The organism is Palleronia sp. (assembly GCF_042089775.1).
GTDB lineage: Bacteria > Pseudomonadota > Alphaproteobacteria > Rhodobacterales > Rhodobacteraceae > Palleronia.
In genome coordinates this window covers 44167-67073 of record NZ_JBELKF010000010.1, presented here as the reverse complement: position 1 = coordinate 67073, position 22907 = coordinate 44167, and the positions used below count along the sequence as shown (strand labels likewise).

General features: G+C 66.0%; 21 protein-coding genes. 10 read left to right on the top strand and 11 right to left on the bottom strand.

Annotated elements, in window-relative coordinates; all coding sequences use genetic code 11:
* A partial coding sequence (locus ACFDS3_RS04665; protein WP_375261180.1) for a hypothetical protein occupies positions 1 to 276 on the top strand: 276 nt, incomplete at its 5' end.
* A gap of 174 nt (positions 277 to 450) precedes the next feature.
* Here ACFDS3_RS04665 and ACFDS3_RS04660 read toward each other — a convergent pair.
* Positions 451 to 1743, bottom strand: coding sequence for a PQQ-dependent sugar dehydrogenase (locus ACFDS3_RS04660; RefSeq protein ID WP_375261179.1), 1293 nt, complete (start codon positions 1741 to 1743; stop codon positions 451 to 453).
* Between the two features lie 944 nt (positions 1744 to 2687).
* On the opposite strand from ACFDS3_RS04660, the gene ACFDS3_RS04655 reads away from it, so the two are divergent.
* Together ACFDS3_RS04655 and ACFDS3_RS04650 are read left to right on the top strand one after the other, a co-directional pair.
* Positions 2688 to 4358 (top strand): thiamine pyrophosphate-dependent enzyme, encoded by a 1671-nt coding sequence (locus ACFDS3_RS04655; protein WP_375261178.1) that lies wholly within the window; start codon positions 2688 to 2690, stop codon positions 4356 to 4358.
* A 3-nt stretch (positions 4359 to 4361) separates the two neighbouring features.
* The gene (locus ACFDS3_RS04650) at positions 4362 to 5354 is read left to right on the top strand and encodes an aldo/keto reductase (RefSeq protein ID WP_375261177.1); all 993 of its coding nucleotides are present in this window, start codon (positions 4362 to 4364) and stop codon (positions 5352 to 5354) included.
* 429 nt (positions 5355 to 5783) lie between these two features.
* Here ACFDS3_RS04650 and hpaR read toward each other — a convergent pair whose 3' ends face one another.
* Positions 5784 to 6194 carry a homoprotocatechuate degradation operon regulator HpaR gene (gene hpaR / locus ACFDS3_RS04645; protein ID WP_375261176.1) on the bottom strand — a complete coding sequence of 137 codons (411 nt, stop codon included), beginning with the start codon at positions 6192 to 6194 and terminating at the stop codon, positions 5784 to 5786.
* A 161-nt stretch (positions 6195 to 6355) separates the two neighbouring features.
* On the opposite strand from hpaR, the gene ACFDS3_RS04640 reads away from it, so the two are divergent.
* From ACFDS3_RS04640 to ACFDS3_RS04615, 6 genes are all read left to right on the top strand, one after another.
* Positions 6356 to 6745, top strand: coding sequence for a 5-carboxymethyl-2-hydroxymuconate Delta-isomerase (locus ACFDS3_RS04640; RefSeq protein ID WP_375261175.1), 390 nt, complete (start codon positions 6356 to 6358; stop codon positions 6743 to 6745).
* Positions 6746 to 6754: 9 nt separating this feature from the next.
* Entirely contained in the window at positions 6755 to 8266 is a 1512-nt protein-coding gene (gene hpaE / locus ACFDS3_RS04635) for a 5-carboxymethyl-2-hydroxymuconate semialdehyde dehydrogenase (protein ID WP_375261174.1), read from the top strand.
* Positions 8267 to 8315: 49 nt separating this feature from the next.
* A complete protein-coding gene (gene hpaD / locus ACFDS3_RS04630) occupies positions 8316 to 9296 on the top strand; it encodes a 3,4-dihydroxyphenylacetate 2,3-dioxygenase (RefSeq protein ID WP_375261173.1) in 981 nt (326 codons plus the stop codon).
* A 62-nt stretch (positions 9297 to 9358) separates the two neighbouring features.
* Complete coding sequence (locus ACFDS3_RS04625; protein ID WP_375261172.1) at positions 9359 to 10234, top strand: fumarylacetoacetate hydrolase family protein; 876 nt, start codon at positions 9359 to 9361, stop codon at positions 10232 to 10234.
* Complete coding sequence (gene hpaH / locus ACFDS3_RS04620) at positions 10231 to 11028, top strand: 2-oxo-hept-4-ene-1,7-dioate hydratase (RefSeq protein ID WP_375261171.1); 798 nt, start codon at positions 10231 to 10233, stop codon at positions 11026 to 11028. Before ACFDS3_RS04625 ends, hpaH begins: the two co-directional genes overlap by 4 nt.
* Before the next feature lie 10 nt (positions 11029 to 11038).
* Positions 11039 to 11797 (top strand): aldolase/citrate lyase family protein, encoded by a 759-nt coding sequence (locus ACFDS3_RS04615; protein ID WP_375261170.1) that lies wholly within the window; start codon positions 11039 to 11041, stop codon positions 11795 to 11797.
* 45 nt (positions 11798 to 11842) lie between these two features.
* On the opposite strand, the gene ACFDS3_RS04610 is transcribed toward ACFDS3_RS04615, so the two are convergent.
* From ACFDS3_RS04610 to ACFDS3_RS04585, 6 genes are all read right to left on the bottom strand, one after another.
* A complete protein-coding gene (locus ACFDS3_RS04610) occupies positions 11843 to 13141 on the bottom strand; it encodes a TRAP transporter large permease (protein ID WP_375261169.1) in 1299 nt (432 codons plus the stop codon).
* Positions 13138 to 13650, bottom strand: a complete 513-nt coding sequence (locus ACFDS3_RS04605) for a TRAP transporter small permease (protein WP_375261168.1) — start codon at positions 13648 to 13650, stop codon at positions 13138 to 13140. The genes ACFDS3_RS04610 and ACFDS3_RS04605 overlap by 4 nt, the downstream gene beginning before the upstream one ends.
* Positions 13650 to 14630 carry a TRAP transporter substrate-binding protein gene (locus tag ACFDS3_RS04600; RefSeq protein WP_375261167.1) on the bottom strand — a complete coding sequence of 327 codons (981 nt, stop codon included), beginning with the start codon at positions 14628 to 14630 and terminating at the stop codon, positions 13650 to 13652. Before ACFDS3_RS04600 ends, ACFDS3_RS04605 begins: the two co-directional genes overlap by 1 nt.
* Positions 14631 to 14698: 68 nt before the next feature.
* Positions 14699 to 15877 (bottom strand): NAD(P)/FAD-dependent oxidoreductase, encoded by a 1179-nt coding sequence (locus ACFDS3_RS04595; protein WP_375261166.1) that lies wholly within the window; start codon positions 15875 to 15877, stop codon positions 14699 to 14701.
* Positions 15874 to 16197 carry a 2Fe-2S iron-sulfur cluster-binding protein gene (locus tag ACFDS3_RS04590; RefSeq protein WP_375261165.1) on the bottom strand — a complete coding sequence of 108 codons (324 nt, stop codon included), beginning with the start codon at positions 16195 to 16197 and terminating at the stop codon, positions 15874 to 15876. Before ACFDS3_RS04590 ends, ACFDS3_RS04595 begins: the two co-directional genes overlap by 4 nt.
* Before the next feature lie 39 nt (positions 16198 to 16236).
* Positions 16237 to 17412, bottom strand: a complete 1176-nt coding sequence (locus ACFDS3_RS04585; protein WP_375261164.1) for a cytochrome P450 — start codon at positions 17410 to 17412, stop codon at positions 16237 to 16239.
* A 109-nt stretch (positions 17413 to 17521) separates the two neighbouring features.
* Here ACFDS3_RS04585 and ACFDS3_RS04580 point away from each other — a divergent pair, with 109 nt between their 5' ends.
* A complete protein-coding gene (locus ACFDS3_RS04580; protein ID WP_375261163.1) occupies positions 17522 to 18424 on the top strand; it encodes a LysR family transcriptional regulator in 903 nt (300 codons plus the stop codon).
* A 22-nt stretch (positions 18425 to 18446) separates the two neighbouring features.
* On the opposite strand, the gene ACFDS3_RS04575 is transcribed toward ACFDS3_RS04580, so the two are convergent.
* The 3 genes from ACFDS3_RS04575 to ACFDS3_RS04565 are packed head-to-tail and all read right to left on the bottom strand — an operon-like array spanning position 18447 to position 22907.
* Positions 18447 to 20447, bottom strand: a complete 2001-nt coding sequence (locus ACFDS3_RS04575) for a CocE/NonD family hydrolase (protein ID WP_375261162.1) — start codon at positions 20445 to 20447, stop codon at positions 18447 to 18449.
* A gap of 14 nt (positions 20448 to 20461) precedes the next feature.
* Positions 20462 to 22096, bottom strand: coding sequence for an ABC transporter ATP-binding protein (locus tag ACFDS3_RS04570; protein ID WP_375261161.1), 1635 nt, complete (start codon positions 22094 to 22096; stop codon positions 20462 to 20464).
* Entirely contained in the window at positions 22089 to 22907 is an 819-nt protein-coding gene (locus ACFDS3_RS04565; protein WP_375261182.1) for an ABC transporter permease, read from the bottom strand. Before ACFDS3_RS04565 ends, ACFDS3_RS04570 begins: the two co-directional genes overlap by 8 nt.

Genomic DNA, 22907 nt, shown 5'->3' with positions numbered 1-22907 from the left:
CTCGGCCTCGGCGACCACCGCGTCCATCGTGCAGGCATTCAGGTCCAGCCGGATCCTGTTGTGGATATCGTTCGGCTCCGTGCGCGCTGCGCATGGTTCAGCTTTGCTTTCGGCACTCCAAAAACGAGCCCTCGGACGATCCCGATGCGCTTCACCTTGTTGCAGATTATCGAAGAGCGGCCTGTCAGTGCGTCTGTGACACCTTCAAACTCTATCGCTTGTCCGATCTCAGAAGAGCCGAGAGATGTCAGGATGCCGCTGAAATCGTCGGCGTAACTCGAGACCAGATAGTGGCACAGAATTGGGCGATAACAGCGGCGGACCGCTCGTCCTTCTCGCGCCGATATGAGGCTGCGAAGGCGGCGTCAGTTCGAGCGGATCCGCCAGCGACGACAAGAGGCCGTCCCTGCCGCTGCCGAGGGAAAATGTGCATCCGGCGGCGGCAGAGGCTTACTGCGCTCCCGTCACCCGCCAGATGACGTCCCCGACGTCGTCAGCCATCAGCAGGGACTTCTTGTCCGGGCCGATCGCGACGCCAACCGGGCGCCCGAAGCAGGTCTTTTCGTCATCGGACAGGAAGCCCGACAATATGTCCCGCGGCGGCCCGGAGGGTCGACCATCTTTGAACGGCACGAAGATCAGCTTGTAGCCGCTCAGGGTCGAGCGGTTCCACGAGCCGTGCTGACCGATGACCATGCCGCCCGGGTAGCCGGGCAACGTCCCTTCGGGCATCCAGCACAACCCCAACGAGGCCGTGTGCCCCCCGAGCGCGAAATCGGGCTTGATCGCACGAGACACCAGCGCCGCATCCTGCTCGACGCGGTCGTCCACGATCTTTCCCCAGTAGCAGTAGGGCCAGCCGTAGAAGCCGCCGTCCTGCACGGACGTCAGGTAGTCCGGCGGCGTTTCGTCCCCCAGCCCGTCGCGTTCGTTCACCACCGTCCAGAGGGCGTTCGTCGTCGGCTCCCACGCCGTGCCCACGGGGTTGCGAAGGCCGCTGGCAAAGATGCGAGCATTGCCTGAGGAGAGGTCAAGCTCCCAGATCGCTGCCCGCCCCTCTTCGGCCTCCATGCCGGCGTCGCCGATATTGCTCAGCGAGCCCACGCCGGCATAGATCTTCGTGCGATCGGGCGAGACGATCAGGCTGCGGGTCCAGTGGCCGTGCGGCTTGAAATCGACGAGCTTGTTGCCCGGCCCGTCGATCCGCGTCGCGCCCTCCCGGTAGGGGAAGGCGACGATCCCGTCCGTGTTGCCGACGTAGAATGTCCCATCCACGAGCGCCATGCCGAAGGGCTGGTTTTGCCCGTCAAGAAAGACCTCGCGCCGCTCGGCCACCCCGTCGCCGTCGTCGTCGCGCCAGAGGGTGATGCGATTCGCGCTGACCCCGATCGCGCGCGCGCGCCGCATCGTTGCCTGTGCCGCGCGGTCGAACAGCGTTTTCGGAGGGCCGGGCTGCTCCTTCGACTCGGCCACGAGAACGTCGCCATTCGGCAGAACCTCGACCCAGCGCGGATGATCAAGGTCCGAAGCGAACGCGTTTACCTTCAGCCCTGGCGCCGCCGTTGGAACATGGCCGTCTTCCCAGCCCCGTGCCGTCGGCATCTTCAGGGTCATGATCCCCTGCTTCTTTGCGTCCGGGATCGTCGGGCTCGCACCGACCGCCTGTGCCGCCGGCGCACCTATGCGCCTCAGGGCGACCATCGTGCCGCCAACCAGGGCCGTCGCCCGTGCCAAAAAATCCATGTGCTGCTCCGATGCTTCTCGTGTTGGTTCCCGCCGCGGCAGTCCGCGCAGAGTGCTGCTGGCCGCTAACATTAAGTACCCCGCGAGCCTTTTGCAGCATCGAAGTAGGGGAAAGGCGGCCCCCCGGCTTCGGATGCGGCGCCGGGCACTCCGAGTCACTGGCTAAAGCCGGCACGGGCGCTGAATGGCGTGTCGATGATGAAGCGCGGCCTATCCCTCTACTTCAAGACGTCGCCCGGGATCATCCGCCAGATTTTGATGATGTATGTCCGCTTCCCGCTGTCTCGCGTCCGGTGGCATCGCTTTGGTCCATTGTCCGCGTTCGAGATCCGGAAGCGCCGGAACGATGACTCGCGGTCGAACAAGTGCACCTTGACGAGATGCTCGTGAAGATCAACGTCGAGCGGTGGGTCACCAGGGCGGGGTACGAAATCTGCTGCCGCCCGGATTTTTTGTCTCCACATTTTAGCTAGCAGCTCTAAAGCCGAGCCAGTTTCAAGTCGAACCGAATGCCGCTTTCGCGGCCTCGGCACGGCATGGAGAGTTGCCTTTGGTGGAGCTTCGAGGCTCTTTCGGATCCGCCTGACAGCATCAAGGGACAAGATCTCCAAGGCTGATCGTGTAAGTGGCGAAGCAGGGCGCGCTTCTTGTCCTCTCTCCACGCGGTGGGCTGCTGGACGAATCGGCGCCGGAGTTTGGTCGGCTAGCAGACGCCGGGCTCAAAGTCGCCGCGATCGAGCAGGCGGTGCTGGACCACCGCTGCTGTCAATGCCGCAGGTGGTGACGCTGCCCGGCGTCGCAGGGCGCACCTTGGACAATGCCGATCGGATGGTGTCTCACTGGGCTGACAACATCTGCGCCCATGCCACGGGCCGCGGGATCACGCCGGAATGTCTGGCAATTCACTGATCGGCGCAGGGAAATCGAAAGGGGGAGGAACGGCGATGGACGGATCGAAAACGAGGGCGAGAAGCGGCGGACAGGTGCTGGTGGACCAGCTTCTGCTACACGGCGCGGACTGTGCCTACTGCGTACCTGGCGAGAGCTATCTCGAGGTGCTCGACGCGCTGTACGACGTGCGGGACCGTTTCACGCTTTACAACGCGCGGCACGAGGCGGGTGCGGCGGACATGGCCGAGGCCTATGGCAAGCTAACGGGCAAGCCAGGCATCTGCATGGTCACCCGCGGCCCCGGCGCCTGCCACGCCGCCGTCGGCGTCCACATCGCCTCTCAGGATTCGACACCAATGATCCTGCTTGTGGGGCAGGTGGGGCGCGACACGCTGGACCGCGAGAGCTTTCAGGAGATCGACTACCGACAGATGTTCGGGTCCGTGGCCAAGTGGGCGGCGCAGATCGACGATGCAGCGCGCGTGCCGGAATACATGGCCCGTGCCTTTCGCGTCGCGACCTCGGGCCGTCCGGGCCCGGTGGTGCTGGCATTGCCCGAGGACATGCTGACCGACATGGTCGACGTGTCCGACGCGGAACCCTACGTGCCCACGCAGGCCGCCCTGTCCGAGGCGCAGGCCGACGCGGTGATCGACGCGCTCAAGGGGGCCGAGCGTCCGCTGATCCTGGTCGGCGGGCCGGGCTGGACTGACGAAGGCGCCGAGGCCCTGCGCCGCTTTGCCGAGGCGAACGACCTGCCCGTCGCGACCTCGTTCCGGCGGCAGGACGTCATCGACAACCGCTCCGACGTCTATGTGGGCGATTTCGGCACCGGCGTCGCGCCGAGCCTCGTCAAGCGGCTGGCCGAAGTCGACACGCTCCTGGTCATCGGGGCGCGTCTGGGCGAGATCACCACCCGGACCTACGCCACGCTTTCCGTGCCGACCCCGGCGCAACGGGTGATCCACATCCACTGCGATCCTGACGAGATCGGGCGGGTGTACAGCCCCCATCTGGGCTTGGCGGCCGGCGCGACCAAGGCGGCGCTGATGCTCGCGGAACGCACGGCCGCGACGGGCGCGCCACCCGACTGGCGGCGCACCCTGCGCGAGGAGTATCTCGCCGACAGCGAGCCGCCGCCGCATGACTATCCGCTCGACATGGGGCAGGCGATGGCGGACGTGCGCGACCTGCTGCCGGTTGACTGCGTCACGACGCTGGACGCGGGCAACCACACCGGCTGGGCGCAACGGTTCCTGCGCTTCGGGCGGCCGGGGCGGCAGATCGGATCGACCTGCGGCTCTATGGGCTATGCCGTCCCCGCGGCGGTGGCGACATCGCTGCAGAACCCTCGGCGGCAGGCGATCGCCTTCGTCGGTGACGGCGGCTTCATGATGAGCGGGGCCGAGCTTGCCACCGCCGTCCAGCACGGCGCGCGGCCCATCGTGCTGCTGTTCAACAACCGAACCTACGGCACGATCCGCATGCATCAGGAGCGGGAGCACCCGCGCCGCGTCTCGGGCACCGACATCGTGAACCCCGACTTCGGGCTGCTCGCCCAAGGCTACGGCGCAGCCTACGCGCGCGTGACCGAGACGGCGCAGTTCCGTCCGGCGCTCGAAGCCGCGTTCGGTCACGACGGCCCCACGGTGATCGAACTGGTGACCGACCCCGAGCGCATCTCGACCCGCACGACCGTTGCCAGGCTCCGTGGGGAGGGTTGAGCGATGAAGACCCGCAAGCTGGGTGCCCAGGGGCCCGAAGTCTCGGCCATCGGTCTTGGCGCCATGAATATCTCAGGCTTCTACGGCCCGGCGACGGAGCAGGAGGCATTCGCCCTCTTTGACCGGGCGCGCGAGCTCGGGGTGGACCACCTCGACACCTCGAACGTCTACGGCAAAGGCCATTCCGAAGAAGTGATCGGGCGCTACGTCGCAGAGCGCGGCGACGTCTTCCGCGTTGCCACAAAGGCCGGGATCTGCACCGATCCCGATACCGGAGCGCGCTATTTCGACAATAGCGCCGAGCACCTCACCGCATCGCTGGACGCCAGCCTCGCGCGGCTCGGCGTCGATTGCGTGGACCTCTTCTACGTCCATCGGCGCGAGGCCGACCGGCCGATCGAGGAGGTGACGGAAACGCTCGTCGGTCTTGTTCGCGCCGGCAAAACCCGCGCCTTCGGATTCTCCGAGATCGCGCCCGCCTCGCTGCGGCGCGCCGCCGCGGTTCATCCAGTCGCCGCCGTGCAGTCGGAATACTCTCTTGCCACACGTGCGCCGGACTTGGGTCTCGTACAGGCTTGTGCGGAGCTCGGCACAGCGCTTGTCGCCTTCAGCCCGTTGGGCCGTGGCCTTCTGACCGACACACCGCCCGACAGAGCCCGCGCCGAGGAAACCCCCTTCCTGAAGTCCAACCCGCGCTTCGTTGAGCCGAACCTGAGTGCGAACCTCGCCGCGACCGACCGCCTTCGCGCGATTGCGGCAGAGATGGAGCAGCCGGCCGCATCGCTTGCCAATGCGTGGCTGCTCGCACAGGGAGACCATGTCCTGCCGATCCCCGGCACGCGCGATCCGGATCATTTGGCCGAGGCCGTCCGCGGGGCAGAGCTTACCCTCGCCCCCGAGGACCTCGCCCGGATCGAGCAGGCGCTGCCCGTGGGCTGGGCCCACGGCGATCGCTATTCGGAAGCGCAGTGGAACGGGCCGGAGCGCTACTGCTGACGCCCCTGCTGCAGGCAGCTCGCTTCTGTGCCTCTGACACTTGCGTTTCGTCCTGTCGCACGGGCGCCGCATCTGGTTTATCGACCGGGGAGGGAGCCACGCGGAGCCCATGACGAACCCGATCCTCTGAAGCGCGGCGACCGCACGCCGACGCGGACCGGGCAATTTCGTGGTTCACATTGCCCTTGCATCCCGGGGACGAGGCTAGGACCCATTGATCACCGCATTGCCCCGCTCGACCGCAGCGATGGCTATGGGCAGCTTCAACGTGACCTTCCAAGGGCAAGTTGATTCAACCCACCGCCTGATCGAGCCCACGTAGAGCATCCCACTCGCAGAGTCAGAGCTCTCTCTCCATCTGCGACGGCTTCATCGGCGTGCCGAGGCTGCCGGAAGGGCGCATCCACGCCAGCACCGACGCGGCCTTCGTCAGTCTTGCTCTCTTGCAGCCAGCATCACGATCAGGGCATCGGTCTCGTCGAGCAGCCTTTCGATGCGGTCGCGCCCGACCGACGCTTCGATCTCGGCGTAGATCGCAGCACTTTCGGGGGCGATCTTTCGGATGAAGGCCTGCCCGTCTCGCGTCAGGTTGATCAGGGTCCGGCGCCCGTCATTCGGGTCCCTGCGCACCGCGATCAGGCCGCGCGCCTCGAGCGCCTTGAGGATCCGCGACAGGGACGGGGCGAGGATGGATGCGCCCTTGGCCAATTCTGACGCGTCCATCGCCTCGGCCTCGTCCAGCACCCGCAGCACCCGCCATTGCTGTTCGGTCACGTCGTGGGCGTGCAGCATCGGGCGGAACCGCTCCATCAGCACCTCGCGCGCGCGCAGCAGCGCCATGGGCAATGTCCGGCGGGTCCGAGCAAACCCGGCGCCTGCGCTCCTGCTGGGGTCGGGCATGTGGTCTGGCTCTCCCTTGTCATCGCAGAATTTAATTCACGAGTTAATTATTGACAAGCTGCGAGTTTGTTAACACGTTAAGCGTAAGGGGAGGAGCAGTCTTGCCGCATCTTTCGATGGAGTATTCGCCGGCGCTGGAAACGTGCGTCGACATGGGCGCGGTGTGCCGTCGACTGCACACCGCCATGGTCGACGCGGGGATCTTCCCGCTCGCCGGGATCAGAGTGCGGGCTTTCCGCGCCGATCATTGCATCGTGGCCGACGACCTGCCCGAGAATGGCTTTCTCGCCATGACGCTGAGCGTCGGGGCGGGCCGTTCGACCGAGGCCCTCAAGGCCGCGGGAGAGGACATCTTTGCCGCTGCGCGCGACGCGCTTGCCGGGCCTCTTTCGACCCCTCACTTCGCGCTTTCCCTCGAGATCCGGCAGATCGACCCGGAACTCAGCTGGAAGGACACACCGATCCACGCCCGCCTGTCGGGCAAGGCATAAGGACATCCCATGAGCGTCGTCGACGACAACATCGCCAAGGCCAAGGGCTACCTGACCCGCTTCAGCGAGAGCGGCGTGATGCATCATATCGCAGGCGAGTCCGTGCCGGCCGCTTCGGGCAAGACGTTCGAGATCATTTCGCCGGTGGATCTGTCCGTGCTGGCGAGCGTCGCAAAAGGCAATGCGTCGGACATCGACGCCGCCGTTGCGGCCGCCAAGGAGGCCTTCAGGACGTGGTCAAAGACACCCGGTGCCGAGCGGCGCAAGATCCTCATCCAGGTCGCCGAAGCGATCGAGGCCCGTGCCGAGGAAATCGCCTTTGCCGAGTGCATGGATACGGGTCAGGCGCTGCGCTTCATGTCGAAGGCAGCGATCCGCGGCGCCGCAAACTTCCGCTACTTTGCTGATCAGGCGCCCTATGCCGAGGATGGCGAGGTCAAGCGCACGCCCACGCAGATGAACACCACGAGCCGTCGCCCGATCGGTCCGGTGGGTGTCATCACGCCGTGGAACACGCCCTTCATGCTGTCCACGTGGAAGATCGCTCCGGCCCTCGCGGCGGGATGCACGGTCGTCCACAAGCCGGCGGAGTTTTCGCCCGTCACGGCAAAGCTCCTGGTCGAGATCGCGGAAAGCGCGGGTCTGCCCAAAGGCGTCCTGAACGTCGTCAACGGCTTTGGCGAGGATGCCGGGAAGCGCCTGACCGAGCATCGCGACATCAAGGCCATCGCCTTCGTGGGGGAAAGCCGCACCGGATCGATGATCATGGCGCAGGGGGCCGCGACGCTGAAGCGCGTGCATTTCGAGCTTGGCGGGAAGAATCCCGTCATCGTATTCGACGATGCCGATCTCGAACGGGCCGTGGATGCGGCGGCGTTCATGATCTACTCGCTCAACGGCGAGCGATGCACGTCTTCGTCCCGCCTGCTGGTGCAGGACACGATCTATGAAGATTTCACCGCCCGCGTTGCCGAAGTGGCCAAGCGCATCAAGGTCGGTCACCCGCTCGACCCCGAGACTGTTGTCGGCCCCTTGATCCACCCAGAGCACGAGGCCAAGGTCCTCTCGTACTTCGACAAGGCGCGCGAAGAGGGCGCCGTGATCGCGGCGGGCGGCGAGAAGGTCGGCGACAGCGGCTGCTTCGTCGCGCCGACGCTGTTCACGCAGGCGAGGAACGACATGACCGTCGCGCAGGAAGAGATCTTCGGCCCGGTCCTGACCGCGATCCCGTTCAAGGACGAGGACGAGGCGCTGCAAATGGCCAATGACGTGGATTACGGCCTTGCCGCGTATCTCTGGACCGACGATCTGAACCGCGCGATCCGGATGACCGACAACCTGGAGGCGGGGATGATGTGGGTGAACTCGGAGAACATCCGCCACCTGCCCACGCCCTTCGGTGGCGTGAAGGCGAGCGGTATCGGGCGGGATGGCGGCGACTGGTCCTTCGATTTCTACATGGAAACGGTCAACGTCTCGTTTCCGCGCAGCCACCACAAGGTGCCGAAGCTCGGCGGCTGATCCCCGCGCTCCCGCCATTCCCGCCGCACAACCCGCGAAGAGACCCGAGATGCCCATTCCCGCCCCGAACCTCTACCCGCCGTTCAACATCCTGCGCCTCAGTCATGTGGACCTGGGCGTGACGGATCTCGCCGCCAGCAAGGCCTTCTATGCCGAGACGCTGGGCCTTCAGGTCACCGACGAGGATGACAGCGCGGTCTATCTGCGCGCCATGGAAGAGCGCGGACATCACTGCATGGTCCTGCACAAGTCCGATACACCCCACGCAAAGGCCCTGTCGTTCAAGGTCTTTGATGACGATCAACTCGACAAGGCGCACGCCTGGTTCTCGGGGAAGGGGCACGACGTCGCCTGGATCGAGCGCCCGTTCCAAGGCCGTACGCTGGCGACGACCGACTGCTTCGGGATGCCGATCGAGTTCTATTTCAAGATGGATCGCCTCGCGCCCATTCACCAGAAATATGCGCTCTACAAGGGGGTGAAGCCGCTCAGGATCGATCATTTCAACTGCTTCGCCCCGGACGTTGACAAGGCCGTCGCCTTCTACAACGAAATCGGGTTCCGCGTGACGGAATACACCGAGGACGAGGAGAGCAAGCGCCTGTGGGCCGCCTGGACCCATCGCAAGGGCGGCGTCCATGACATGGCCTTCACCAACGGGCTGGGGCCGCGGCTGCACCACACGGCCTTCTGGGTGCCCACGCCTCTGAACATCATCGACCTGCTCGACCTCATGTCGACCACCGGCTACGTCGCAAACATCGAGCGCGGGCCGGGACGGCACGGCATTTCGAACGCCTTCTTCCTCTATATTCTGGACCCGGACGGCCACCGGATCGAGATCTACTGTTCGGACTACCAGACAGTCGACACCGACCTCGAGCCGATCCGGTGGGACCTGAAGGACCCGCAGCGCCAGACCCTCTGGGGTGCGCCGGCGCCCCGGTCGTGGTTCGAGCACGGCTCGACATTCGAGGGCGTGGAGCCAGAGGCCTCGCGGCTTGGCGCGTCGCCGATCGTCGCCCCGTAGGCGTGTCGCGATGACTGAAACAACGTTCATTCGCTTCGGCAAAACTGTCTGAAGGAGTTTCCATGACACAGCTTCCCCCGCGCCTCGCCGCCTTCCACGCCAATGGCGCCGACCGCTACGGTGCCGTGACCGACCGCGGCATCATTGACCTGACGCCGGAATTCGGCGGCCGCTTCAAGGGGCTGAAGGAGGTGATCGAGGCCGGCGCGCTTCCCGACCTTCTTAGGGCCGCCGAAGGGCGCGCCCCGACATATCGCGAAGAGGATGTCGCGTTTCTCATCCCCCTCGCCAACCCTGAAAAGATCATCTGCGTCGGCGTGAATTTCCCCGATCGCAATGCCGAGTACAAGGACGGTCAGGATGCCAAGGCCCGACCGTCACTGTTCATCCGCTTCCCCCGGTCCTTCGTCGGGCACGGGCGGAATCTCGTTCGGCCGCCCGAAAGCGAGCAGCTCGACTACGAGGGCGAGGTGACCATCGTCATCGGCAAGGCCGGCCGCCGCATCCCGCGCGAGGATGCCTACGGCCACATCGCCGCCTTAACCCTCTGCAACGAGGGCACGATCCGCGACTGGGTCCGCCACGCGAAGTTCAACGTCACGCAGGGAAAGAACTGGGACGCCTCGGGCTCGATCGGGCCGTGGCTGGTGCCCTTCACCGAGGCCGCGCAGCTTGACGACATCACGCTCGAGACGCGCGTGAATGGCGAGGTGCGTCAAACCGACCGCACGGGCCGGATGATCTATGACTTCCGCTACATCGTGAACTACGTGTCGACCTTCACGACGCTGGTCCCCGGCGACGTAATCGTCTGCGGCACGCCGACCGGGGCAGGGGCGCGTTTCGACCCTCCGGTCTGGCTCAAGCCCGGCGACGTGATCGAGGTCGAGGCCCAGGGCATCGGCATCCTGCGCAACGGCGTGGAGGACGAGGCGTGACGCCGCACGACATCGAGACCGCCGCCGCCGACCTGCTCGACGCCGAAGCAACGCGTCGGCAGATCGGGCTTCTGTCGGTGCGCCACCCCGAGATTACACTGGACGACGCCTATGCAATCCAGGCAAGGCAGGTTGAGCGCAAGCTGGCATTACGGCGCGAGATCATCGGCTGGAAGATCGGCCTGACATCCAAGGTCATGCAGGACGCGCTTGGCATAGATACGCCCGATTCCGGCGTCCTCTACGACGATATGCTGTTCGCCTCGGGCGCCACGGTCCCGGCCGGCAGATTCATCCAGCCCCGCGTAGAGGCCGAAATCGCCTTCGTGATGAACGCCCCGCTGGAGGGCGACGTGACCCGCGAGGATGTGCTGGCCGCGACCGAGGCGGTCGTGCCGTCGCTCGAGATCCTCGACACGCGCATCCTCCGCACCGATCCCGAAAGCGGCCAACCCCGCAGGATCTTTGACACGATTGCGGACAACGCTGCCAATGCCGGGATCGTCCTCGGGTCGGAGCGTCATGCCGCTGACGCGTTCGACCTGCGCTGGACCGGCGCCATCGTTCGCAAGAACGGAGAGGTCACGGCTACGGGCCTTGGCGCGGCGGTGCTGGACGATCCGGTGATGGGCCTTGTCTGGCTGGCCCGTCGCATGGACAAGTACGGGCAACGCATCGAGGCGGGGCAGGTCATCCTGTCGGGAAGCTTCATCGCGCCGATCGAATGCCCGCCCGGCACTGAGGTCGATGCCGACTTCGGGCCCTTCGGCTCGGTCTCCATTTCGTTCGTCTGAGGAAGCTGCCATGCCCGCCCCGAAAAACACCTTCAAGGTCCGCCTGAAATCGGGGGAGACGCAGTTTGGTCTGTGGCTCAGCCTCGGCGACCCGAGCGTGGCCGAGCTCTGCGCCGGCACCGGCTTCGATTGGCTGGTCATCGACGGTGAACACGGACCCAACGGGCTACGCGACGTGCTGGCCCAGCTGCGCGCGGTGGGTGACAAGACCCACGTCTTGGTGCGGACGCGCGACGACAACCGGGCCGAAATCAAGCAGATGCTCGATATCGGCGCCCGCACCCTGCTGGTCCCGATGATCGAGAGCGCCGACCAAGCGCGCGAGGTCGTCCGCTCGACCCTTTATCCCCCTCGTGGCGTGCGCGGTGTCGGTGCCGCGCTGGCCCGTGCGTCGGACTACAATGGCGTCGGGGACTATCTGCAGACTGCCAATGATGAGGTTTGCCTGCTTGTGCAGGTCGAAAGCATGGCCGGCATCGCCGCGCTCGATGCGCTACTCGAGGTCGAGGGGGTCGATGGCGTCTTCATCGGTCCCGCGGACCTCGCGGCTGACATGGGCCATCTTGGCCGTCCCGGCGCGCCCGAGGTGCAGGAGGTCGTGAACGATGCCCTCACGCGCATCCGCGCGGCGGGCCGGGCGGCGGGCATCCTGACGTCGGACCGCGTGCTGGCGCAGGGCTATGTCGAACTCGGGGTAGAGTTCCTGGCTATCGGGTCGGACGTCGGTGTCCTGCGCGCCGGCCTCACGGCCCTGCGCGGCGCGTTCTGAAGACGATCCCGCGCCGTCAAGGCCTTCGTCGGCGCGGGCAACCGCTCACATCATGCTTGGGAGCCAAAGGGACAGCTGCGGTACGGCAAGCAGGATGATCAGGCAGGCCAGCATCGCGAACCAGAAAGGCATCACGCCCCGGAAGATGTCGATCAGGGGCACATCCTTGGCCACCGATTTCACGATGAACACGTTGATCCCCACCGGCGGCGAGATCAGCCCCATTTCGAGCGTCAGCACCACGAGCACGCCGAACCAGATCGGGTTCACGCCAAGGTCCATGATGACCGGCATGAAGATCGGCAGGGTCAGCACGAGCATGGCCAGCCCTTCGAGGAAGCAGCCCAGCACCAGGTATATCGCCAGGATCAGGATCAGCGTGCCGTAGAACCCGAGGTCCAGAGTGACCAGCATCTCGCTGACTTCGGCGGGCAGGTGGCTGAGCGCGATGAACGGGTTGATCAGGTGCGCCGCGATCAGGATCAGCATGACCGAGGCCGTGGTGACGATGCTGCTGCGCGCGGCCGCCCAGAAGCTGCGCAGGTCGAGCGTTCCGCTGAACGCGCCGATGATGATGACGAGCCCGGCGCCGATCCCCGCCGCCTCGGTCGGAGAGAAATAGCCGGTGTAGATGCCGCCGATCGTGATGAACACGACCACCAGGATCGGCACGGCGCCCAGGAATGCGCGGCCCTTTTCCTTCATGTCGGTCGCGGGACCCTTGGGCCCCATCTCGGGCCAGATCGAGCAGAGGATCGTGACCGTCAGCAGGAAGGCCGCCAGAAGGAGAATGCCCGGAAGGATGCCAGCCATGAAGAGCCGGCCGATGCTCTGCTCGGTCAGGATCGCGTAGATCACGAAGCCGGTCGAGGGCGGGATCAGGATGCCCAGCGTTCCCCCCGCCGCGACGACGCCGGTCGACAGGCGCGGGCTGTAGTCGAAGCGGTCCATCTCGGCCAGCGCGGTGCGGCCCATCGTCAGAGCCGAGGCAACGGACGAACCCGACAAAGCCGCGAAGCCGCCGCAGCCGATCACGGTCGCCGAGGCCAGGCCGCCCCGGATCTGTCCGATGGTCGCATAGGCGGCGTCGTAAAGCCGCCGGCTCATCCCGGTGACGCTGGCCACGTTGCCCATCAGGATGAAGAGGGGCACGACGATCAGTTCGGAATCTGAGGCGAGGGCGAAGGTCTCGGACGACAGCAGCCCGGTCGCGGCCTGCAGTCCGTTCAGGATCCAGATCCCGACGAAGCCGACGGCGAACATGGCGAAGGCCACGGGAATACGGACGAGCAGCAAGCCCAGCAGCAGGACGAGGCCGACCGTGCCGACAAGAACAGGGCTCATAGAACGTCTTTCTTGGGATGCGGCTCGAACCCGCGGTCAAGGAGCAGGCTGACGGCGCGCAGAAACATGGCGAACGCACCGATGAGCGACAGGGCGCCCAGGGCGTACTGGAACCAAGCCGTCGGCAGGCGCAGCAGGTTGGTCGAGAGGTTCAGCAACTGGCTGAGCTGGGCGCTCTTGAACACGGTGAAGGCAATCAGGATGAAGATGACAGCCCCAAGCAACGCGGAAAAGATGTCGATCGCCCGGTTCACCGCCGGAGGGAAGGAGGATTCGAAGATGTCCACGACGATATGGCCGCCGGTGCGATCGCACAGGGCCATGCCGCCGAAAACGATCAGGACCATCGTCATGGTGATCAGGTCCTGCGACCCGTAAAGCGGACTGCCGAAGTTACGGCCGACCACGTCCACGACGATCACCGCCACGACGAAAAGGAGACCGAGGGTCCCGATGATCGCGGACAGGCCAATCAGCCTGTCCGCCACTTTCTGCAGCCTGGGCAGCATCACTCGCCCCGCATGGCCGCAAGCGCTGCGTCACCGTTCACCTCGGCGACGTACTCGCTCGTCACCTCGGAGAGGGCGTCGTCGAACGCCTTGCGCTCTTCTTCGTTCAAATCGATCACGTTGGTGCTGTCGGACTCGCGTGCCGCGTTCAGCGCGGCATCGGCCGTGGCGACCCAGGCCTCTTCGGTCATCTGCGAGATCTTCTCGCCCTTGATCTCGTCGATGGCCGCTTTCGCGTCTTCCGAGAGGCCGTCATAGGCCGACTTGTTCATCACCGTGTAGAAGGTGAGCCGGCCGAGGTTCGGCCCCGTCGTCACGCTGCCGACGACTTCGTTAAGCTTGAAGTCGGACATGACGGACGCGCCGCTGATGACGCCGTCGATCAGGCCGGTCTGAAGGCCGTTATAGACCTGCGTCATGGGGATCTGCACCGGCGTCGCGCCAAGCGCTTCCATGGCTTCGGCCGAGATCGACCCGGCAACGCGCATCTTCAGCCCCTTGAGGTCCTCGGGTGTGCGCACTTCCTTATCCCGCATCATCAGGATGTTCGGCTCGGAGGCCCAGAGCGCGATCACCTCGGTCAGGGGATACTCGCCGTTCAGCTCCTCGTCGAAGGCGCGCCAGAGCGCGGCATAGCCCGGCTGGTCCAGCGGCAGGGCGCCCGGAAGCTCGAGGATGAGGCTCTTGGGGAATTGCGACGAGGTATAGCCGTGGACGCCCCAGCCCATGTCGGCCGTGCCCTGGACCACGCGGACGAACTGGTCGGCCGGTCCTGCACCGAGTTCGCCACCGTGGAAGCTGCGCAGGGTGACGGCGCCGTCGGTGCCTTCCTGGATTGCGTCGGCCAGAGGCTGGATCTGTGCCTCGTTGATGGTATGCATCGGCGGCGCCCAGTTGGCATATTTCAGCTCCTGCGCGCCGGCGGTGGTGGCCAGGGACACGGCGACGGCCGCCCCGAAGGCGATTGACGTGATGTTCATGAGGTTCCTCCCTTATGGTGCCCTTGTATCAATCGGGCATCTAATTAACAAGTTAACTGTAGGATTGGTCAGGCGGCAACTGCTTCTTTCAGATCCGCCAGACTGACGGGCTTTCCGCCTGCCAGAAGTCGGCGCGCCTTCATGTGGACGCCCGCGCTGTTGACGGTTTCGACCGCCGCCAGCCCGTGCGCGTCGAACCGCGCCACGATCCCCTCCGACACGGCCTCCTCCGTGGCGTCCGGGCCTGCAAACCCGGCGATCTGCAGCTTTCTATCGTTCTGATCTGACCAGAACCAGGGCAGGGCGGCGTATTCGGCCGTGTCGACCTTGGCGATCCGGGCCGCGATCAGGCGGGCATGATCCGTTGCCGCCTGCACGCTTTCCAACCGAACATGCTGCCCTGTGCGGACATCGGGAAAGGATGCGCAATCCCCGAGCGCCGAGATGGCCGGGTCCGAGGTGAGCAGGGACGCGTTCACCTTCACTCCGTTCTCGACCTCGAGCCCCGCGTCCGAGGCCAATTCGGCGTTCGGGCACACGCCCGCCGCGAGGAGCACGAAATTGGCGGCGATCCTAGTCCCGTCGGCCAGAGTCACGCCGGCCTCGTCCACGCCGACAGCGGGTTGGCCGAGGTGCAGGCGGGTCCCCCATTCGCGGTGGAGCGCGGCAAAGTACTCCGACATCAGCGGCGAGACCGCGCGGGCCATCAGCCGTGGCGCGGCTTCGATGATGTCGACCTCGTGCCCCAGCTTGCGGGCCACGGCCGCGAATTCGAGCCCGATGAAGCCGCCGCCGATCACCGCGATGCGCTGCGGGCTCGCCAGCCGGTCACGGAGGATCTGGGCATCGGTCAGGCAGCGCAGGTCGCACGCACGATCAAGCCCCTCGATCGGCGGCCGCAGATTGCGCGTGCCCGTGGCGAGGATCAGGTGATCGTAGGGCAGCCGGCGCGCCCCTTCGGGGCCGCTGACGCTGATTTCCTGCGCCTTGCGGTTGATCCGGTCGACCGTCGTTTCCGGCAGGTACGTCACCTCTTTCGACGCAAAGAAGCTCTGCGGGCGTAGCGTCAGCGCATCCGCGTTGCCGTTCTGCAGGTAGGCCTTGGACAGGGGCGGGCGCTGGTAGGGCAGCCCGGGCTCGGCCCCCACGAGGATGATCGAGCCGTCAAAGCCGTTCTGCCGCAGGCTGATCGCCGCCTGAAGGCCGCCTTGTCCCGCGCCGACGATGACGACGGATCGCGGGGTCAAATCTGGTCCTCTGGCAGGTGGACGACGAGCCCGTCGAGATCGCCCGTTAGCTTGATCTGGCAGGACAGCCGCGATCGCTCGGTCACTTCCGACGCTGCCCCTTCGAGCATGTCTTCCTCGCCATCCGCGCGGCCGCCGACGCGCTCCTCCCACGCCTCGTCGACATAGCAGTGGCAGGTGGCGCACATCATCGAGCCGCCGCATTCGCCGACGATCCCGTCGATGTCGTTCGCGACCGCGGCGTGCATGACACTGTCGCCTTCGTCGGCCTCAATGGCGGTTTGGGTGCCGTCATGGGCAACGTAGGTTACCTTGACCATGTTATCCTCCTCCTTCTTCGTTGGTCCCGCGGGCCGTGGTCAGTTGAGCACGACCGGCAGGTTGATCGGCCCGCGGAAGCCGAAGCCTTTCCAGACGACGGTCTCGGGGTCGGTCAGGCGCATGTCGGGAAATCGGTCGAACAACATGGGAAGGATGATCTTTCCCACGGTCCGCCGCGCGATATGGGCGCCAGCGCAGTGATGCGGGCCGTTCCCGAAGGCCTGGTGCGGGTTCTTGTCGCGAAAGACAAAGAAATTCTCGCCGTTCTCGTAGAGGTCTTCGTCGCGGCAGGCCGACGCCTGGACCGTCATCACCGTATCGCCCTTGGGGATCTTGTAACCGCCGAGCTCGGTGTCCTCCGTCACGAGGCGCGAGCTGACCTGGATCGGCGCGACCCAGCGGATCGCTTCCTCAAAGGCCTTGCCCCAGGCCTCTTGCGCGCGCACTTCCTTCAGCTGCTCGGGCTCGGTCAGCAGACCGTAAAGAACCGTCGCCAGCGCATCGCGTGGCTCGTTGATACCGCCGCCGATGGCGATCTTGATGTTGGCGTAGATCTGGCTCAACGGGATCGGGTCGTCCGCGTTCAGCATCACCGAAAAGGCCGAGCCGTCATTGTCCGCCTTCCGGACGGGCGTCAGCTCGTCGAAGAGCGCATCCATCTCGTCATTGGCCTTGTCCGCGACGGCGAATGGCTCCGGCTTCCAAGCGAAATTGCCCGCCCCGTCGATCAGGGCCTGCGACCAGCGCTGCATCTGCTCGTCCGTGGCCTCGGGGATGCCAAGGATATGCGCGAGGATGCGGGCCGCCAGAGGGCCGCACAGCTCCTGGAAGAGGTCGACCGTCTCGCCGCGGGGCAGGCGCGCGATGTAGTCCTCCGCGATGGCCTCGTAGAGCGGACCCCAGTCGGTCTGAATCCGCTTGGGCGTCAGCGCCGGCATGATCGCCTTGCGCTCGCTCATGTGCTCGGCGCCGTCCTTGCGCATCAGCGTATGAGCGCGGAAGGCAGGCTTCATCGGCGTGTTGGGGTCATCGCTGCTGAAGAGTTCGGGGTTGTCCTTGACCTGCTTTGTCAGCGCCGCCTTCGTCAGAAAGGTGCGCCCGGCCGATGCGACCCGCAGAACCGGGCTTTCGGCGCGCAGTCTGCGGTAGATCGGGTAGGGATCGTTGATCAATTGATCCAGCGATATCTCTTGGTCCAGCGGTGCAAGCGCCATGGTTGTCCTCCCCCAAATTCTCCTCAGTGGACTTGGTACGGGAACAGCGGGTTGATCATCAATGCGATGGAATGGTTATATCCCATCAACGGATTTGATGGAGGTCCCGATGCCGCAAGCCAGCGCCGACCCGGGCAGCATCGATTTCGCGTCCCTCGACACGCTGCGGCTCGTGCACGAGCTGGGATCGTTCACCGCAGCGGCCGAGCGTCTTGGCGTCAACCAATCGGCCGTCAGCTACACGATCGCCAAGCTGCGGAGCTGTTTCCACGACCCGCTTTTCGTCCGCGAAGGGGGGCAGCAGGTGGCGACCGACCGGTGCGAGCAGATCCTGGCGCGCTCGATCCAGATTCTCGACGCACTGGACGAGATGGTGCAGCCCGAGATCTTTGACCGCGAGCACTCGGAGCAGACGGTCACGATCGCCTGCAACTATTACGAACGTATCCTGCTCATCCCGAAGATCGTGGCCGAGCTGCGCCGTCAGGCGCCGCGCATCTCGGTCCGGGTGATCAACGCGCTGGGTGACGGCCACCAGAGGCTTCTGAAGCGGCAGGCCGACGTGTTGGTCGGCCCCTTCGGGCGGACCGAGTCCGGCTTCCATTCGCGGCGGTTCTACACCGAGGAATATGCCTGTCTGATGGACCCGGCGCATCCCATGGCGGGTCAGTCGCTCGACGCCAAGAAGTACCTCGGCCTGAAGCACGTTTACATCAACTACGGTGGCGCCTGGAAGTCCGCGTACCTGCACGAGTTGGAGGCCGCGTCATACACGCTGACCCCGACTCTCATCGTGCCAAGCCCGGCGGGCCTCGACAGCCTGCTTGCCGGTTCGGATCTCGTGGCGACGGTTCCGCGTCGGCTGGGCGAGGCGATCTCGGACCGCCTCGTCCTGTCCGACAGCCCGTTCCGGGGGGCCTTCGATCTTTCGGTGGTCTGGACCGCCCGCACCAATGCATCGGCCATGCACCGCTGGCTGCGGGACGTCATCCTCGACACGTGCCGCGAGTAGGGCGGCCGCCAAGCCGCCGGACCTACATCATGTCACGCGGAATGCGGTGCTCGTATGGCTTTCGGAAGACCTCGACCCCGTTCTCTTCGGCCACCATCTCGCCGGTCAGGATCCACTCGTTCAGAGTGCAGGCAAGCGCCGCGAAGGACGTGGTGCGAGTGTGCCAGCCGGGGCGGCTGGTTTCGCAGATCCAGTCTGCGCGGCCCCTGCTGCTGGTCGGGTCGCCCTGGTCGATGCTCCAGACCTCGTTCTGGCTCACGCGGCTGGACATGCCCGTGTCGGGGTGCTCGGACAGGCCGGTATCGCTTTCGATGTGAAGCGACGTCCGGCCGATGGTGCGATCCGTCTCGATCCAGTGCCGCGCATGCGGGTCCGTGTGCGCGATGTAGTCGGGCAGCGGGTCCTCGTTCTCGGGCTCGGGAACGTGCACGTCGGTCGCACCCTCTGGCTGGGGCAGGCCCAGCTGGATCGAGGCCGTGTCGATCGTCACCCCGGGATCGGTGGGGGCGGGAAGGATCGTCGGCCAGTAGGCCGTCGAGATCGCGGCACGCAGACGGTGGCCGGGCCGAACGCGATAGCCACAGGCGTCGAGCTCGATCGCGATGTCCACGGGCGTGTCGTGGGGCATGGGCCGGGGATGCTCGTTGCCGTCACGGTGCGCGAGGTTCAGCACCCCGAACGCGATGCGGTAGGCCGTGCCGTCTGGATGCACGTCGACCAGCCGGACGCACAGGTTGGCGAGGTCGTCGGCGCAGGACACGCGGGCGCGGAACATAGGACGTCCCAGCATGTCGAGCGGCGCCTCGAGCGGCGCGGTCTCGAAGCAGAGAGACCCCGCGTCGTCCGCGCGCTGGTCCCCCGCCAGGTCCGAACCGGGCGCAATGGTGAACCATTCGCCCGCCATCACCCCCGTATCGAGGGGCGAGCGCAGATACACCTCGCGCGGGGTCGTGGCTTCGGCTTCACCGGGACACAGATGGCCGCCGGGACCCACATGGAACGGCACCTGGTCCGGAACCGTCCACGTGTCGAGCGCGAGCCACGTGCCCTCGTCGCGGTCGCGGCGCGGGGCAGGGGGGCGGTTGCCCTCGCTGCGGTAGGCGCGCACCTGCGGAAGCGTCTCGGCACCGTTGGGCTCGTCCCGCAGCCAACGGTTCCACCACTGCACGGCTTCGGACAGGAAATCCATCCGCGGCTTCGGCCAGGCGAAATGCGGATACTTGTGGACCCAAGGGCCGACGATCGCCTTTGCGCGCGGCCCCAGCCCCTCGATCGTCTTGAACGGCGTGGTGCGGTAGCCATCGGCCCAGCCGGCAAGGACGAGCACAGGGATCTCGACCTGGTCGAAATCCTCGCAGATCGAGGCGTGCTGCCAGAATGTGTCGCGTCGCTGGTGCGAGATCCAGTCGAGCGCAAAGTTCGGCGTATGCTCCAACCGCTCGAGCCACATGTCGCGCCAGGCCTCTCCGACCAGCTCGGGATCGGGCGGACGCGACTGGAACGCCTGCATCGTCGCTGCCCAGTTCAGGTTGGCGTAAAGGTGGCAGCCGTTCTTGTAGTGGACGTCGTCGTTGTAGCGGTCCACCGTCGATGCGATCGAGATCACCGCCTTCAGCGGAGAGGGGCGAAGCGCCGCCACCTGCAGGCCATTGAACCCGCCCCACGAGATGCCCATCATCCCGACATTGCCGTTCGACCAGGGCTGCGCGGCAATCCAGTCGATCACCTCGCAGGCGTTGGCAAGCTCGAGCTCGGTGTATTCTCCGTCGATCACGCCCTGGCTCTCGCCCGAGCCGCGGATGTCAACGCGCACCCCGGCGATACCGTTGGCGGCGAAGGTTGGATAGGTGCTTTCATCCCGCTGCGCGGTGCCGTCGCGCTTGCGATAGGGCAGGAATTCGAACACGGCGGGCACCGGGTCGGCCTCGGCGCCCTCGGGCATCCAGATGCGGGCGGCCAGGCGGGTGCCGTCGGCCAGGTCGATCCAGTGGTTCTCGATGACGGTGAAGTCTCGCGTGGTCATGCGGGTCCTTGTCGTTACTGCCCGCCGCTTTCCATGCGGCGGGAGGCCAGGGCTCGTTCGAGCCAGCCGGCCTCCATCTCGGGCACTGATTTCAGAAGCAGGTCGGTATAGGCGTCGAAAGGCGGTGACAACGCCTCGCCCCGCGGACCAAAGCGTTGCAGCTGTCCGTTCAGCATCACGGCAACCGAGTCCGCGATCGCGCGCACGATGGCGATGTCATGCGTGATGAAGATGTAGGACACGCCGGTCTGTTTCTGAAGCTTCATCAGGAGCTTCAGAATGCCCTCGGCCACCAGCGGGTCGAGCGCCGATGTCGGCTCGTCGCAGATGATGAGCTTCGGCTCCGCGGCCAGCGCCCGGGCGATCGCCACGCGCTGCTTCTGCCCGCCCGAAAGCTCGGCCGGATAGCGATCGGCGAAGCCACGCCCCATCTCGATGGCGTCCAGCAGCTCCTGCACCCGCTCGCGGCGACGTCCCCCGCGCATCCCGTGGTAGAACCGCAGCGGCCGGCCGATGATCTGCGCGACCGTGTGGCGCGGGTTCACGGCCGTGTCGGCCATCTGGTAGATCAACTGGATCTGGCGCAGCTGATCCCGGCTGCGCTCCGCGAGGCGGGGCGGCAGGGGCGTCCCCTCGAACTCGACGTTGCCCCCGGACGGGGGCAGCAGGCCGGTGATGACGCGCGCGAGCGTGGACTTGCCGGAGCCGCTTTCCCCGACCACCGCCAGCGTCTGCCCCGGCGGCACGTGCAGCGACACGTCGTCGATCACCTTCGGCCCCGTGCCGTAGGAGGCCGAGATGTTTCTGAGGCGCAAGATCGCCTTGGACTGCTGCTCGGCCGGCTCCTTCACTACGGTCCGGACGTTGACCAGCGCGCGGGTATAGTCCTCTTGCGGTGCCTCGATGATCTGGCGCGTGGGGCCGTACTCGACCATCTCGCCGTGGCGCAGGACCATGATGTCGTCGGCGATCTGCGCGACGACGGCGAGGTCGTGCGTGATGTAAAGCGCGGCAGTCTCCGTCTCTTCGATCGCGCGCTTGATCGCGGCCAGCACGTCGATCTGCGTCGTGACGTCCAGCGCCGTGGTGGGCTCGTCGAATACGATGAGGTCGGGCCGCGGGCACAGTGCCATCGCCGTCATCGCACGCTGAAGCTGCCCGCCCGACACCTGGTGCGGATAGCGGCGTCCGAAGCTGTCGGGGTCCGGCAGCCCGAGCATGCCAAAGAGGTCGGCCGCGCGGGCGCGTGCCTCGGTGCGGGACATGATGCCGTGGCGGACACTCCCCTCGATCACCTGGTCGCCCAGCCGGTGGGCCGGGTTGAACGCAGCCGCTGCCGATTGCGCGACGTAGCACACCCGCGTGCCACGGATTTGCCTGATGCCGCGGGGTCCGAGGTCGAGGATGTCCTGCCCGTCAAGCCGGACCTCGCCCCCGGTGATGCGCACGCCACCGCGCCCGTAGGCGAGGGCCGCAAGGCCGATGGTCGACTTGCCCGCACCGGACTCGCCGATCAGGCCCAGCACGCGGCCCTTTTCAAGGTCGAATGAGATACCCTTGACGATCTCGATCTCGCGGGGCGTGCCGTCTTCCTCGTAGGCGCGGGCGCCGATCTGGAGGTCGCGGACCTCGAGCAGGTGATCAGCCATCCCGGCCCCCTTTCAGGCTGGACGTGCGGCGCAGCAGCCAGTCCACCACGATGTTGACGCAGATCGCAAGGACCGCGATCGCGGCGCCGGGGATCAGCGAGGCGGGCACGCCAAAGATGATCCCGTTGCTGTTGTCCTTGACCATGCCGCCCCAGTCCGCGTCGGGCGGCTGAATGCCGAGGCCAAGGAACGACAGCGTCGACAGGAAGAGGACGGCAAAGGCGAAGCGCAGCCCGAACTCGGCCAGGAGGGGCGAGAGGGCGTTGGGCAGGATCTCGCGAAAGATGATCCAGCCAGTGCCTTCGCCGCGCAGGCGCGCCGCCTCGACGAAATCCATGACGGCAAGGTCCACCGCGACCGCCCGGCCCAGGCGGAAAACGCGGGTGGAATCGAGCACCGCCATCACGAGGATCAGGATCCACAGCTCTTGCGGCAGCGCAGCCAGCACCACCAGCGCGAAGATCAGCGTCGGGATCGACATCATCAGGTCGTTGAGGCGCGACAGGCCCTGGTCGATCCAGCCGCGCACCACGGCGGCAAAGAAGCTGAGGAAGATGCCGATCGCGAAACTCAGGACCGACGCGGCAAGTGCCACGAACAGCGTCGTCTGCGCCCCGTAGACCACGCGCGACAGCAGGTCCCGGCCGAGGTTGTCGGTGCCGAGGGGATGCGTCCATGTCATCGGCTCCCACACCTGCCCGACGACCTCACGCTCGCCATAGGGGGCGATCCAGGGGGCGAAGAGGGCGGCGAAGAAGGCCAGTGCGATACCGGCCATGCCGATCCAGGCCGAGGGGGGAACGTTGCGCAG

Excerpts from the sequence above, each read along its gene's own strand:
- ACFDS3_RS04660 (WP_375261179.1), bottom strand. The coding sequence starts at position 1,743 with ATGGATTTTTTGGCACGGGCGACGGCCCTGGTTGGCGGCACGATGGTC.
- ACFDS3_RS04655 (WP_375261178.1), top strand. The coding sequence starts at position 2,688 with ATGGACGGATCGAAAACGAGGGCGAGAAGCGGCGGACAGGTGCTGGTG.
- ACFDS3_RS04650 (WP_375261177.1), top strand. The coding sequence starts at position 4,362 with ATGAAGACCCGCAAGCTGGGTGCCCAGGGGCCCGAAGTCTCGGCCATC.
- hpaR (WP_375261176.1), bottom strand. The coding sequence starts at position 6,194 with ATGGCGCTGCTGCGCGCGCGCGAGGTGCTGATGGAGCGGTTCCGCCCG.
- hpaE (WP_375261174.1), top strand. The coding sequence starts at position 6,755 with ATGAGCGTCGTCGACGACAACATCGCCAAGGCCAAGGGCTACCTGACC.
- hpaD (WP_375261173.1), top strand. The coding sequence starts at position 8,316 with ATGCCCATTCCCGCCCCGAACCTCTACCCGCCGTTCAACATCCTGCGC.
- ACFDS3_RS04625 (WP_375261172.1), top strand. The coding sequence starts at position 9,359 with ATGACACAGCTTCCCCCGCGCCTCGCCGCCTTCCACGCCAATGGCGCC.
- ACFDS3_RS04615 (WP_375261170.1), top strand. The coding sequence starts at position 11,039 with ATGCCCGCCCCGAAAAACACCTTCAAGGTCCGCCTGAAATCGGGGGAG.
- ACFDS3_RS04610 (WP_375261169.1), bottom strand. The coding sequence starts at position 13,141 with ATGAGCCCTGTTCTTGTCGGCACGGTCGGCCTCGTCCTGCTGCTGGGC.
- ACFDS3_RS04605 (WP_375261168.1), bottom strand. The coding sequence starts at position 13,650 with ATGCTGCCCAGGCTGCAGAAAGTGGCGGACAGGCTGATTGGCCTGTCC.
- ACFDS3_RS04600 (WP_375261167.1), bottom strand. The coding sequence starts at position 14,630 with ATGAACATCACGTCAATCGCCTTCGGGGCGGCCGTCGCCGTGTCCCTG.
- ACFDS3_RS04590 (WP_375261165.1), bottom strand. The coding sequence starts at position 16,197 with ATGGTCAAGGTAACCTACGTTGCCCATGACGGCACCCAAACCGCCATT.
- ACFDS3_RS04585 (WP_375261164.1), bottom strand. The coding sequence starts at position 17,412 with ATGGCGCTTGCACCGCTGGACCAAGAGATATCGCTGGATCAATTGATC.
- ACFDS3_RS04580 (WP_375261163.1), top strand. The coding sequence starts at position 17,522 with ATGCCGCAAGCCAGCGCCGACCCGGGCAGCATCGATTTCGCGTCCCTC.
- ACFDS3_RS04575 (WP_375261162.1), bottom strand. The coding sequence starts at position 20,447 with ATGACCACGCGAGACTTCACCGTCATCGAGAACCACTGGATCGACCTG.
- ACFDS3_RS04570 (WP_375261161.1), bottom strand. The coding sequence starts at position 22,096 with ATGGCTGATCACCTGCTCGAGGTCCGCGACCTCCAGATCGGCGCCCGC.